The 13,838-nt window shown below is 64.2% G+C and carries 9 protein-coding genes; 3 read left to right on the top strand and 6 right to left on the bottom strand.

All coding sequences use genetic code 11. From position 1 onward, the window contains the following. Positions 1-57: 57 nt before the first annotated feature. From ACM42_RS28845 to ACM42_RS28820, 6 genes are read right to left on the bottom strand one after another with little or no spacing between them, the layout of a single operon-like run. Positions 58-870 (bottom strand): HAD family hydrolase, encoded by an 813-nt coding sequence (locus tag ACM42_RS28845; protein ID WP_271531018.1) that lies wholly within the window; start codon positions 868-870, stop codon positions 58-60. Further along, a complete protein-coding gene (locus ACM42_RS28840) occupies positions 867-1,409 on the bottom strand; it encodes a gluconokinase (protein ID WP_271531017.1) in 543 nt (180 codons plus the stop codon). Before ACM42_RS28840 ends, ACM42_RS28845 begins: the two co-directional genes overlap by 4 nt. Next, positions 1,396-2,145 carry a 6-phosphogluconolactonase gene (pgl, locus tag ACM42_RS28835; RefSeq protein WP_271531016.1) on the bottom strand — a complete coding sequence of 250 codons (750 nt, stop codon included), beginning with the start codon at positions 2,143-2,145 and terminating at the stop codon, positions 1,396-1,398. Before pgl ends, ACM42_RS28840 begins: the two co-directional genes overlap by 14 nt. Continuing rightward, complete coding sequence (gene zwf, locus ACM42_RS28830) at positions 2,145-3,656, bottom strand: glucose-6-phosphate dehydrogenase (protein WP_271531015.1); 1,512 nt, start codon at positions 3,654-3,656, stop codon at positions 2,145-2,147. Before zwf ends, pgl begins: the two co-directional genes overlap by 1 nt. Positions 3,657-3,693: 37 nt before the next feature. Continuing rightward, positions 3,694-4,692, bottom strand: coding sequence for a phosphogluconate dehydrogenase (NAD(+)-dependent, decarboxylating) (gene gnd, locus ACM42_RS28825; RefSeq protein ID WP_271531014.1), 999 nt, complete (start codon positions 4,690-4,692; stop codon positions 3,694-3,696). Between the two features lie 13 nt (positions 4,693-4,705). Further along, positions 4,706-7,555 (bottom strand): bifunctional transaldolase/phosoglucose isomerase, encoded by a 2,850-nt coding sequence (locus tag ACM42_RS28820; protein ID WP_271531013.1) that lies wholly within the window; start codon positions 7,553-7,555, stop codon positions 4,706-4,708. Between the two features lie 997 nt (positions 7,556-8,552). Between ACM42_RS28820 and ACM42_RS28815 the strand changes: the two genes are divergently transcribed. The 3 genes from ACM42_RS28815 to ACM42_RS28805 are packed head-to-tail and all read left to right on the top strand — an operon-like array spanning position 8,553 to position 13,339. Beyond that, the gene (locus tag ACM42_RS28815; protein ID WP_271531012.1) at positions 8,553-10,496 is read left to right on the top strand and encodes a PrkA family serine protein kinase; all 1,944 of its coding nucleotides are present in this window, start codon (positions 8,553-8,555) and stop codon (positions 10,494-10,496) included. 30 nt (positions 10,497-10,526) lie between these two features. Continuing rightward, the gene (locus ACM42_RS28810; protein WP_271531179.1) at positions 10,527-11,804 is read left to right on the top strand and encodes a YeaH/YhbH family protein; all 1,278 of its coding nucleotides are present in this window, start codon (positions 10,527-10,529) and stop codon (positions 11,802-11,804) included. Further along, positions 11,801-13,339 (top strand): SpoVR family protein, encoded by a 1,539-nt coding sequence (locus ACM42_RS28805; RefSeq protein ID WP_271531011.1) that lies wholly within the window; start codon positions 11,801-11,803, stop codon positions 13,337-13,339. Before ACM42_RS28810 ends, ACM42_RS28805 begins: the two co-directional genes overlap by 4 nt. The last annotated feature ends 499 nt before the right edge of the window (positions 13,340-13,838 follow it).

Below are 13,838 nucleotides of genomic sequence, written 5' to 3'. Positions count from 1 at the left end.
AGGTGCGCTCCCTCTCCCGCCTGCAAGAGGGAGAGGTTGAACGAGCGTGCCGCAGGCTCAACCCACCCCATTCCACTTCAGGATCATCTCCATCGCCTCCGCAAAACCGTCCTGCTCGTTGCTCGCGGTGACGTGGGTGGCCTGGTCCTTGACGTTGTCGGCGGCGTTGCCCATGGCGATCGAGACGCCGCTGACGCGGAACATCGCAAGGTCGTTCTGCATGTCGCCGATGGTGGCGACCGCGGCGGTCGCGATGCCCAAGCGCCTTGCCATGGCCTCGACGAAGGTGCCCTTGTCGAATCCGGGCGGGGTGATGTCGAGATAGTAGGTCTGCGAGCGCACCGCGGTGGCTTCGCTGCCGAGCGCCTCCTGCATCGCCTTCTCGCAAGCCGCGAGGCCCGCGGCATCGGCACTGGCGCCGACGATCTTGCAGGCGCTCGAAAGGTAGGGCGAGAAATCGGACACGATGGTGGGGGCGGCGCGGATCGTGTGCTGCTCGTGGGCGACGTAGCTGCCGCTGGGATTGTCGATCAGCCATTTGTCGGTGGTGAAGAGCCAGATGTCGGCGCCGAATTCGCGGAGGATCTGCAAGGATCGCTCGGCTGCGCTTGCGGGAATCAGGTGCTGCTCGACCGGCCTCATCTCGGGATCGACGATCGAGGAGCCGTTGAACGGGCCGACCGGCAGCCACAGCGCCAGCGGCTCGATCAGGAAGCGCATGCCGATCGCGGGGCGGCTGGAGGTGATGGTGAAGCCGATGCCGGCCTGGTGCAGCCGCTGCACCGCGCCTCTCGCGCGTTCGGTCAGCGTCTTGTCCTTGGTCAGCAGCGTGCCGTCGACGTCGGAGACCACGAGTGAGATTTGCGTCATGGCAGGACCTTGGGTATCGCGCCGCTCAGCTTCAATTGCCGCACTACGCCGTCCACGATCGCTTCGACGGATTCGTCGATCGAGACGGTGATGACGTGCTCGCTCGCCTCCGGCGGTTCCAGCGTGTTGAATTGGCTCGCCAGCAGCTCGGGCGGCATGAAGTGCCCCTTGCGGTGCGCCAGCCGCTCGGCGATCAGCTCCTTCGTGCCTTTCAGGAAGACGAAGCGCACGTCGTCGCGACCACGCAGCAGCACGTCGCGATAGGTATGTTTCAGCGCCGAGCAGGCGATGATGACGTGCTCGCCGCGTCCGCACACGAGCGCGATCTCGTCGGCGATGGCATTGAGCCAGGGCCAGCGGTCTTCGTCGGTGAGCGGATGGCCGGCCCGCATCTTCTCGACATTGCTGGCAGGATGGAAGCTGTCGCCGTCCTCGAAACGCCAGCCGAGCCGCTCGCCGAGCGCGTTCGCAACCGTGCTCTTGCCCGAACCCGACACGCCCATCACGATCAATGCACAAGGTGCTTCAGCGCCCGCCACGAATGTCCTCCGGAAGCGCGGCCTGGTCGACCAGCCAGACGGTCTCGCCATTCGAGCGCGCGCGCAAGGCCGGCAGGTTCTCGCCGTTGAGGAGGCGCGTCAAGATCGGTTGCTTGTCGTGCCCGGCAATCTCGAACAGCATCTCGCGGCAGGAGGCCAGAACGGGCAGGGTAAGCGAGACCCGCGGCACGAAGGGCGCGACATTGGCTTTGGCGACGCCGACGACCCAGCGTCGGGTCTCCTCGATCTCGGGATAACCGGGAAATAGCGAGGCGGTGTGGCCGTCCGGCCCGGCGCCCATCAGGACGAGATCGAACAGCGGGCGCTCCGGATCGAGCTGGTCCGCGCCATAGAAGGCCTGGAGCTCGCGTGCGTAGGCGTCAGCGCCGGCGTCGGGATTCTCTGCCGTGGTCGGGATCGGGTGGATATGGCCGGCGGGCGCATTGCGATCGAGAAAGATCGCGCGTGCGACGGCCATGTTGTTGAGCGGATCGCTCTCGGGCACGAAGCGCTCGTCGCCGACGAACCAGTGCACGCGGTCCCATGGAATCCTGCCGCGCCAGGCTTCGCTGCCGAGCAAATGGTAGAGCTTCTTCGGGCTGGAGCCGCCGGTGAGGCAGATCGCGATCCGTCCGGGATTGGCCGCGAGCCGCGCCATCACCCGTTCGGCCGCGGCGCGGGCAAGTGCTTCGGCATCAGCTTCGACGATCAGCTTCGGCTGGTCGGCCGCCGCCATCACGAGTACTTCCGCCAGCTTCGCCCGTCGCGCCGGAGCAGCTCATCGGCGCAGGCGGGGCCGTCGCTGCCGGCTTCATAGGTTTCGATGCCGTTGGTGCCGGCGCTTGTCCAGGCGTCCAGGAACGGCTGAACCGCCTGCCAGCCGGCCTCGACGCCGTCGGCGCGCTGGAACAGGATATTGTCGCCGATCATGCAGTCGTAGATCAGCGTCTCGTAGCCGGTCGAGGGATCGGCGCGGAAATAGTCGCCGTAGCGGAATTTCATCTCGACGCCGTCGATGGTGACGCTCGGTCCGGGGATCTTGGCGTTGAACTGAAGCTCGATGGTCTCCGTGGGCGCGATGCCGATGGTGAGGAAGTTCTGCGACAGGCGGTCGACCGCCGTGCCTGAGAACATCGACAGCGGTGCCTGCTTGAACTTGATCGCGACTTCCGTGCGCTTGTGCGCCAGCGCCTTGCCGGTGCGCAGATAGAACGGCACGCCGGCCCAGCGCCAATTGTCGATCATCAGCTTCAGCGCGACATAGGTCTCGGTGGTGCTGCCGGACTTGACGTCCGCGGTCTTGCGGTAGTCCGGAATCTCCTCGTCGCCAATGCGGCCTGCGAGATACTGCGCGCGTACCGAGCTCCTCAGCGCCTCCTCCCGGCTGGGCCGTTGGATCGCGGTGAGCACCTCGGCCTTCTCGGAGCGGACCGAATGGGCATCGAAGCGCGTCGGTGGCTCCATCGCGACGAGGGACATCAGCTGGAACAGATGGTTCGGCACCATGTCGCGCAGTGCACCGGTGGCATCATAGAAGCCGCCGCGATGGCCGACGCCGAGCTTCTCCTCCACGGTGATCTGGATGTGGTCGATGTGGTTGCGATTCCAGATCGGCTCGAACATGCCGTTGGCGAAGCGCAGCACCAGGATGTTCTGCACCGTCTCCTTGCCGAGATAGTGATCGATCCGGTAGATCTGGTGCTCCTCCATGATCTTCAGGAGCTCGGCATTGAGCGCGCGGGCCGAGGCGAGATCGGTGCCGAACGGCTTCTCGATCACCAGCCGCCGCCAGGCGCCGTTCTCCTTCATCAATCCGGTGCGGCCGAGCTCCCGAGCGGTCGGCGCGAATGCGGCCGGCGGGGTCGCGAGGTAGAACAGGCGGTTGCCGCCGGTGCCTTGCGAGCATTCCAGCGAATCCAGGTGCTCGCGCAAGCGGTCGAACGACGGTGGCTCCTTCGGGTCGGCCTCGACGAAGGTGACGCATTGCAGCAGCTGCCTGGCGATGTCCTCGTCGACAGGCCGGGTCGCAAATTCGCGCAGGCCCTTCATCAGGCCGTCGCGCAGCTCGTCATCCGACTGGCTCTTGCGGGCGACGCCGACGACGCAGAATTTTTCCGGCAACAGATTCTCGGCCGCCAGATTGTACAGCGATGGCATCACCAGCCGATGGGTCAGGTCGCCGGTCACGCCAAAGATGACGAAGGCGCAATTTTCCGGCTTGCGCTTTGGCTGCGGGTCTTTTGTCACGAATTGTCGGCCTTCGCTTGTTACGTCTTTCTTGATCCTATTTGGGCTTCGCCGCGCCCGGCTGCTTCGGCTCCCTGTGGCCGCCGAACCCCGCACGCATCGCGGAGAGAATTTTTTCGGCGAAGGTGTGTTCCTTGCGGGAACGGAAACGTGTGTAGAGCGCCGCGGTCAAGACTTCGGCCGGCACCGCCTCATCGATCGCGGCATTCACGGTCCAGCGACCCTCGCCGGAATCCTCGACGAAGCCGGAATATTCCGACAGCTGCGGGCTGTCGGCGAGTGCCGTCGAGGTGAGGTCGAGCAGCCAGGACGGAATCACGCTGCCGCGCCGCCACACTTCGGCGATGTCGGCGAGATCGAAATCGTAGCGGTGATCTGCCGGCAACGCCTCGATATTGGCATTCTTGAGAATGTCGAAACCTTCGGCGTAGGCCTGCATCAGGCCGTATTCGATGCCGTTGTGGATCATCTTGACGAAGTGGCCGGCGCCCACCGGGCCGGCATGGATGTAGCCCTGCTCGATGCGGGGATCGCGGCCCTCGCGTCCTTCCGTGCGCGGAATGTCGCCGGCGCCGGGCGCGAGCGCGGCGAAGATCGGATCGAGCCGGTCGACCACCTGCTTCTCACCGCCGATCATCATGCAGTAACCGCGGTCGAGGCCCCAGACGCCGCCGGAGGTGCCGACGTCGACATAGTGGATGCCGCGCTCCTTCAATGCCTTGCCGCGGCGGACGTCGTCCTGCCAGAAGGTGTTGCCGCCGTCGATGATGACATCGCCTGGCTGCATCACGCCCGCGATCGTGTCGATCGTCGTCTCGGTGATGTGTCCGGCAGGCAGCATCACCCAGGCCGTGCGCGGCCGCTCGAGTTTCGAGACGAACTCTTCCAGAGTCGCCGAACCTGTCGCACCGTCGGCGGCAAGGCCGGCGACGGCCTTGGCGTCCTTGTCGTAGACCACGGTCGAATGTCCCTGGCGCATCAGGCGGCGAACGATGTTGCCGCCCATCCGGCCGAGGCCGATCATGCCGAGTTGCATGTGAGAGATTCCCTTAGTTCAGCGCGTCGTTGAGCGCCGCATTGAGCGCCGCGAGGCCTTTTTTGACTCCGCCCTTCAGGTGCACCCGCAGCGCCCGCCGACCGCGCTCGGTGAGCACGTCGAAATCGCCGCGTGCCTGCGCCGCCTTGATGACACCAAAGCTGGCCTTCTGCCCCGGCACCGGCAGATCCTTGGCATCGTCCGCCGTGATCTGGAGGAACACGCCGCTGTCGGGGCCGCCCTTGTAGGCCTGCCCGGTGGAGTGGAGGAAGCGCGGTCCGAACTCGGCGCAGGTCGCGACGTGCCGCTTCTCGCGCACTTCGAGCCGCATGGCCTGGAGCGCGTCGATCGTCGCCTTGTCACGCGCGATGTAGCCGAGCAGGGCGACATAGTCGCCGTGGTTCGAGCGCGAGAGATGCGCCTTCAGCCAGGAGGTGAGATCGCCGTTGGCGCCGGCGGCGCGCAGCGCCGTGGCGTTGGCCTCGTCGGTGTAGAGGTCAGCCTCGTCCGTGCTGACCACCGGCTGCTCTTCCGGCAACGCCCCGCTCTTCTCGAACGCGGCGGTGAGCTCGCGGGTCTTGATCTTGGCCGCTTCCACGTCCGGCTGGTCGAACGGGTTGATGCCGAGGATCGCGCCTGCAACCGCCGTCGCCATCTCGAAGCGGAAGAACTCCTGGCCGAGATGCTCGATCGACTTCATGACGATGCGCACCACGGGATGACCGGCCGCTTCGATCGCGGCGAGCTTGGAGTCATGGGCGGCGTCCGCTTCGCCGTCGACACGGATGTCGATGAAGAACCGGTCGTTGCCATAGACGCTGGGATCGCCGAGCGGCTCACCCTCGATCGGGATCAGGCCCTTGCCCTCCTTGCCGGTGGACTCCGCGATGAGCTGCTCGGCCCAGGCGCCGAAATCGGCGATCTTCTTCGACGCCAGGATCGTCACCTTGTCGCGGCCCTCGAGGCCTGCGAGGCCCATGGCGAGGCCAAGCTGCACGCCCGGGTTCTCGGCTGGCGGCACGTCCGGCCCGCAGGAGCGGGCCATCGCAAGCGCATGCTTGATGAAGGTCTTGACGTCGACGCCCGCGGTCGCCGCCGGCACGAGGCCGAAGGGCGATAGCACCGAATAGCGGCCGCCGATCGAGGGCTCGCCATGGAAGATGCGCGCATAGTTCAGCTTCTTCGCCGCCTTCTCCAGCGACGAGCCGGGATCAGTCACCGCGATGAAGCGATGGCCGGTCTTCACCTTCGGCCCGACGGCCTCGGCAACCCGCTCATGGAAATAGTCCTTCATCGCGTTCGGCTCGGTGGTGCCGCCGGACTTGCTGGAGACGATGAACACGGTGTTGGCGATGTCGATCCTCGCCTCCATCGCCCGCACCTGCGCCGGATCGGTGGAATCCAGCACATGCAGCTTCGGGAAGCCGGGCTTCTTGCCAAAGGTTTCGGCCAGCACCTCGGGCCCCAGGCTCGATCCGCCCATGCCGAGCACGACGGCATCGGAGAATTTCTGACCCTTCACGCGGCCCGCATAGTCCTCGTAATCGGCGATGTCGGCCTTGGCCGCGCTGTCGAGCCAGCCCAGCCATTTGTCCTCGTCCGCACCGGTCCAGACCGACTTGTCACGCTGCCACAGCCTGCGGATCTTAGCCGAGGCGCGCCAGGCCTCGGTGCTCTTAGCCACGGCCTTGCCGAGACCGTCGCCGAGCGAGAGAAGCTGGCGATCGAGGGCGGGCCCGAGCACGACCGCGCGCTTGTGCGCGACGGCGCCGTAGAGCTTGTCGGCGGCATCCGCGAACAGCTTGACGCCGTCCTTGACCAGCTCCTCGGTGATCGCCTCGAGCGAGATGCCGGAGCGCTCCAGTTCCTCCAGCACGCGCCTTGCGTCCTCGATATTCTCTTCCAGGCTGTCACGCGGCTTGCCATGGTCGCGGAACGCATCCAGCGTCGCCGGCGGCACGGTGTTGATGGTGTTGGGACCGATCAGCTCCTCGACATAGAGGACGTCGCTGTAGTCCTTGTTCTTGGTCCCGGTGGAGGCCCACAGCATGCGCTGCGGCTTGGCGCCCTTGGCGGCGAGCTTCTCCCAGCGGGGACCCGAGAACAGGCGCTTGTAGTCCTGATAGGCGAGCTTGGCATTGGCGATCGCGACCTTGCCCTTGAGCGCGGCGAGCCGTTCCTTCTCGGACGGATCGTTGGCGCGCGCGATCTTCTCGTCGAGCTGCTTGTCGACCACCGAGTCGATGCGGCTGACGAAGAAGCTCGCCACGCTCGCGACATGCGAGGGGTCACCGCCGCCTGCGACGTATTTTTCGAGGCCGGCGATGTAGGCTTCGGCCACCTCGAGGTACACCGCCTTGGAGAACAGCAGCGTGATGTTGATGCTAATGCCTTCGCCGATCAGCTGCTCGATCGCCGGCAGGCCCTCCGGCGTTGCCGGCACCTTCACCATCAGGTTCTTGCGACCAACGTCCTTCCAGAGCCGCCGCGCCTCGGCGACCGTGCCGGCGGTGTCCATCGCGAGATAGGGCGAGACCTCCAGGCTGACATAGCCGTCGCCGCCCTTGAGGCGGTCATAGACCGGACGGAGCACATCGGCGGCGTTCTGGATGTCCTCGACCGCGACGGCCTCGAACAGGTCGGCCACGGTGCGGTCGCCGCGCTTCAGCGCCTTGCCGATCGGGGCATCGTATTCGTCGGAGCTGCCGATCGCCTTCTCGAAGATCGACGGATTGGAGGTGACGCCCTTGACGCCGTCGGTGTCGATCAGCCGCTTCAGGTCGCCCTTGGCGATGAAGCCACGGGCCAGGAAGTCCAGCCAGACCGCTTGTCCGTGCTTTTCCAGTTCTTTGACGGGATTCATGATGCTTATTTTCTCCAAGCCTGCGGACGAGGGGTTTCCGCGCCGGTCCTGACGCGCTATCCTCTAGCTTACATGCTCCCGGGAGGGAACCAATCAAGGGTATGTGCGTCATACCCTCCGGTGTAACTCCGTCGCGATCATGGCGATCCAGGCGGGTGGTCGTGATGTTATGTGGCCGCGAAGGGCCATGCTGGAAATACGTGTTCGCCCGTCATGAAGACTTGGCGCTGGCCGTTGCCAACACAGCCAGCGATCGGTTCCGTCTGCAGTCAGCGTCGACGGATGGCGTGATCACCAAGTCAGTCGATGCGCGACGCGGCTGCTGGTCGCGGCGGGCTTTGCCATGATCTTGCTCAGTGCAAGCCTTGATCTTGCTCCCTGCCATCGACTGGTGGGACGATCTCGGCGACGACGAGACGACGATTGCTATGTCGGCATCGCGCCGACATTTCGGTTGAAGAATGCCGCAGCCGCAGGATCGTGCCGACGCCGGCGTTGCGGCGGCAGCTGTACGCCATCCGCGCTTTGGCCGGTTGCGCGCAGGAGGATCGCATCGTCATCCGGTCGGAGGTCCCGGCGACCGATTTTGATACACTGCTGCGCCCTTTCCGCGACTGTCACGCTGCCAGCAGCCCGCGCACTGCATTGCAGCAGGAAGATGAACGTGGTCCCCCAAGGCTTCGCCGTACAAGTGTCATAAGATCGCCGCGCCCGGATCGCTATGCTGCATTGCCGGATGGGCGCATCCCCGGGAATGCCCGGATGTTGCGACCAAGTGACATTTTCTGGAAATGAGCCAATATAGACAAAGATTCGCACAAATTACGGGCATGTGCCTGTTCGTAACTCATAGAGTGCCTACGTTGTGCGTTGCGTCGAGTTGGCACCCGGGTGTCCAATGATCGTCATGTGCTCACGCTGATTCGAAACGGCCTGAGGAACGGTCCGGTAACTGCTTTCGTTTCAGCTTGTAGCGGAACTCACGCGGAGAGGGATCATGTACAACGATTCTTTATTCAACGCTTTCGCTCGGTCGTTCGAGGCGAGAAGCCAGCACGACATGTCGATGGCGGAATATCTGGAATCGTGTCGAAGCGATCCCATGAAATACGCGAACGCGGCCGAACGACTGCTAGCGGCGATCGGTGAGCCCCAGACGATTGACACGGCCAAGGACCCACGCCTTGGCCGTATTTTTTTGAACCGCACGATCCGCACCTATCCAGCCTTCGCCGGCTTCTACGGCATGGAGGAAACGATCGAGCGCATCGTCGGTTTCTTCCGGCATGCGGCGCAGGGACTGGAGGAGCGCAAGCAGATCCTTTATCTGCTCGGCCCGGTCGGCGGCGGCAAGTCCTCGCTCGCCGAGCGGCTGAAGTCGCTGATGGAAGTGCATCCGATCTACGTGCTCAAGGCCGGCGACGAACTCTCGCCCGTGTTTGAAAGTCCGCTCAGCCTGTTCGATCCCGATCAGCTCGGCCCGATGCTGGAAGAGAAGTACGGCATTCCGCGCCGTCGTCTCACCGGCCTGATGAGCCCGTGGTGCTACAAGCGGCTCGAGGCCTTCGGCGGCGACATTTCCCAGTTCCGGGTCGCAAAAATCCAGCCGTCGCGGCTGCGCCAGATCGCGATCGCCAAGACCGAGCCCGGTGACGAGAACAACCAGGACATCTCCTCGCTGGTCGGCAAGGTCGACATCCGCAAGCTCGAGACCTACGCCCAGAACGATCCCGACGCCTACAGCTATTCCGGCGGCCTCAACCGCGCCAACCAGGGCGTGCTCGAGTTCGTCGAGATGTTCAAGGCGCCGATCAAGATGCTGCACCCGCTGCTGACCGCAACGCAGGAAGGCAACTACATCGGCACCGAGAACATCGGCGCGATCCCGTACACGGGCGTGATCCTCGCGCACTCCAACGAAGCGGAGTGGGCGAGCTTCAAAGCCAACAAGAACAACGAAGCCTTCATCGACCGCATCTGCGTGATCAAGGTGCCCTACTGCCTCAGGGTCACCGAGGAGCAGAAGATCTACGAGAAGCTGATCCAGGGCTCCGAGCTCGCGGCGGCTCCTTGTGCGCCTTCGACGCTGGAGACGCTGGCGCGGTTCTCGGTGATGTCGCGCCTGCGCAAGCACGAGAATTCCACCCTGTTCGCCAAGATGCGGGTCTACGACGGCGAGAGCCTGAAGGAATCCGACCCGAAGGCGCGCAGCGTCCAGGAATATCGCGACGCCGCCGGCGTCGACGAGGGCATGGACGGCGTCTCGACCCGCTTCGCCTTCAAGATTCTGGCTGCGACCTTCAACCACGATCCGCAGGAGGTCGCCGCCGACGCCGTGCATCTGATGTACGCGCTGGAGCAGGCGATCCGCCGCGAGCAGCTGCCGGAGGAGACCGAGAAGCGCTATCTGGAATTCATCAAGGCGGAGCTGGCGCCGCGCTATGCCGAGTTCATCGGTAACGAGATCCAGAAGGCCTATCTCGAATCCTACTCGGATTACGGCCAGAACCTGTTCGATCGCTACGTCGACTATGCCGACGCCTGGATCGAGGACCAGGACTTCAAGGATCCCGACACCGGCCAGCTGCTCGATCGCGAGCTTTTGAACCAGGAGCTGACGAAAATCGAGAAGCCGGCGGGGATCGCCAACCCCAAGGACTTCCGCAACGAGGTCGTCAAATTCTCGTTACGGTCGCGGGCCCAGAATGGCGGCAAGAATCCGACCTGGACCTCCTACGAGAAGATTCGCGATGTGATCGAAAAGCGGATATTCTCCCAGGTCGAGGACCTGCTTCCGGTCATCTCCTTCGGGTCGAAGAAGGACGGCGAGACGGAGAAAAAGCACGGCGAGTTCGTGGCACGCATGGTGGAGCGCGGCTACACCGAGCGTCAGGTTCGCCGGCTCGTCGAATGGTACATGCGCGTGAAGCAGGCCGGTTGAGGCGCCTGGGAGGCGAATGGAAAAGTGCCCATCCACATTATTGACAGGCGCCTGAATCCAGGCGGCAAGAGTCTTGAGAACCGTCAGCGGTTCTTGCGTCGGGCCAAGTCCCTGGTGCAGGGCGCCGTCAAGAAGACCTCGCAGGAACGCGACATCAAGGACGTCCTGGAGGGTGGTGAGGTCACGATTCCGCTCGACGGCATGCACGAGCCGCGCTTCCGCCGTGAAGGCGGAACGCGGGACATGGTCCTGCCCGGCAACAAGAAGTTCGTCGAGGGCGACTATCTGCAGCGCTCCGGCCAGGGCAGCGCCAAGGACTCCGGTCCCGGCGAAGGCGACAGCGAGGACGCCTTCCGCTTCGTGCTCAGCCGGGACGAGTTCGTCGATCTCTTCCTCGACGACCTCGAGCTTCCGGATCTCGCCAAGCGCAAGATCGCGCAGACCGAGAGCGAGGGCATCCAGCGCGCCGGCTACACCATGTCGGGCTCGCCCGCCAACATCTCGGTGAGCCGGACGGTGAAGCTCGCGCTTGCGCGCCGCATCGCGCTCAAGCGTCCCCGCAAGGACGAGATCGAGGAGCTGGAAGCCGCGGTCGAAGCATGCACGGACGAGGACGAGCGCGCGGAGCTGGTCGCTCAGCTGGAAAGGCTGAAGGCGAAGTCCAAGCGCATTCCCTTCATCGATCCGCTCGACATCCGCTACCGGCGCTTCGAGACGGTGCCGAAGCCCGTCGCGCAGGCCGTGATGTTCTGCCTGATGGACGTCTCCGGCTCGATGTCGGAGCACATGAAGGATCTGGCAAAGCGCTTCTACATGCTGCTCTACGTGTTCCTGAAGCGCCGCTACAAGCATGTCGAGATCGTCTTCATCCGCCACACCGACCGCGCCGAGGAGGTGGACGAGCAGACCTTCTTCTACGGCCCGGCCTCGGGCGGCACGCTGGTCTCCAGCGCGCTCCAGGCGATGCATGAGATCGTGCGCGAGCGCTTCAACCCGTCGGACTGGAACATCTACGCCGCGCAAGCCTCCGACGGCGACAATTCCTATTCCGACGGCGAGCTGACGGGGCTCCTGCTGACCGAGAAGATCCTGCCGGTCTGCCAGTTCTTTGCCTATCTCGAGGTCGGGGAAGCAGGCGGAAGCGCCTTCGATCTCTCCGACTCCTCGCTTTGGACCCTCTACGAGCGCCTGCGCAACAACGGCGCACCGCTCTCGATGCGCAAGGTCTCTGAGCGCAGCGAGATCTTTCCGGTGTTCCACGACTTGTTCCAGCGCCGCGAAACTGCCCAGGAGAAGACCGCTCCATGACGGAACGATTGTTCGAAGGCGCCGATTGGGATTTCCACACCTTGCAGCGCATCACCGATGCCTGCGAGGAGGTGGCGCTGAAGGATCTCGGGCTCGACGTCTATCCGAACCAGATCGAGGTCATCACGGCCGAGCAGATGCTGGACGCCTATTCCTCGGTCGGCATGCCCTTGTTCTACAAGCACTGGTCGTTCGGCAAGCACTTTGCCTTCCATGAGGCGTCCTATCGCAAGGGCCTGATGGGGCTCGCCTATGAGATCGTGATCAACTCCTCGCCCTGCATCTCCTATCTGATGGAGGAGAACACGGCGACGATGCAGACGCTGGTGATCGCGCACGCTGCCTTCGGCCACAATCATTTCTTCAAGAACAATTATCTGTTCAAGCAGTGGACCGATGCCGACGGCATTCTGGATTATCTCGACTTCGCAAAGAACTACGTCATGCAGTGCGAGGACCGCTACGGCCGCATCGAGGTCGAGCGCACGCTCGATGCCGCGCATGCGCTGATGTCGCACGGCATCGACCGCTATCCCGGCAAGAAGAAGCTCGATCTGCGCGCCGAGGAGAAGCGGGCAGGGCGCCGCCGCCAGCACGAGGAGGAGGTCTTCAACGATCTCTGGCGCACGGTGCCCAAGGGCGTCGCCAAGAGCCGGTCCACGCTCAGCATCGAGCGCCGCCGCAAGCTGCTCGGCCTGCCGCAGGAGAACCTGCTCTATTTCCTGGAGAAGAGCGCGCCGCGGCTGGCGCCCTGGCAGCGCGAGCTCCTGCGCATCGTCCGCCACATCGCGCAGTATTTCTATCCGCAGAGCCAGACCAAGGTGATGAACGAGGGGACGGCGACCTACGTCCACTATCGCATCATGACCCAGCTGCATCAGCAGGGGCGCATCAGCGACGGCAACTTCCTCGAATTCCTGGGATCGCACACCAACGTGGTGTTCCAGCCCGAATTCGACGACCCGCGCTTCTCGGGTTTCAACCCCTACGCGCTCGGCTTCGCCGTGATGCAGGACATCGAGCGCATCGTCACCAGGCCGGAGGACGAGGACCGCGAATGGTTCCCCGACATCGCCGGCAAGAACGACGTCATGGGCGTGCTGCGCGACGTCTGGGCCAATTACCGCGACGAGAGCTTCATCGGCCAGTTCCTGAGTCCCAAGTTGATGCGGCACTTCCGCATGTTCCATCTGCACGACGATCCCGAGGAGCGCGCCGGCATCCGCGTCGATGCCATCCATGACGAGCGCGGTTTCCGCCGCGTCCGCCGCGAGCTGGCGCGGCAGCACGACGTCGGCTATATCGACGCCAACATCGAGGTGGTCGACGTTGATCTTGCCGGCGACCGCCGGCTGATCCTGCATCACCACGTCATCAAGGGCTCGCAGCTCAACGAGACCGATGCCAAGCGCGTGCTCCAGCACCTCGCCGATCTCTGGACCTACGACGTCGCGCTGATCGAGGTCGATGCCAACGACAAGGTCCTGCGCGAATATGTCGTGAGCCCGCGCCCGATCCCGGCCGCGGTGGCGTAAGGCCACGGCTTGCTTGGGACTCAGCTAGTGCTCCGATGAAGGTGCGCTCCCTCCCCCGCTTGCGGGCAGGGCTATCGCATGTGCACATTTTGCAGAGGTCGTCATGCCCGGGCTTGTCCCGGGCATCCACGTTCTTGTGCTGCGTGGAAACGCGTGGATGGCCGGGACAAGCCCGGCCATGACGCTGTAGAAACAGTCGGTGCCCCACAACTCACACCTCACATGCGATAGCCCTGCGCTTGCGGGGGAGGGCTGGGGAGAGGGTGTCTCCGCGGTGGGAGTCCCCCAGAGGAGAGAACCCTCACCCGGCGCACGGGACGATGCTGCGCATCGCCCGGGCACGCCGACCTCTCCCGCAAGCGAGAGAGGTGGAGCCTGCGGGGCGGCTCAAGAGATTAGGTGGACCCATCGCGCCCAAAGCATGATCCGGAAAAGTGCGCAGCGGTTTTCCGAAAAGATCATGCTTGAACGACAACCTAAAGCGCGATGACGATTCATC

The sequence above is a fragment of the Bradyrhizobium sp. CCBAU 25338 genome (genome assembly GCF_028128965.1).
Taxonomy (GTDB): Bacteria; Pseudomonadota; Alphaproteobacteria; order Rhizobiales; family Xanthobacteraceae; genus Bradyrhizobium; species Bradyrhizobium liaoningense.
This window is presented reverse-complemented; position numbering and strand designations above follow the sequence as displayed.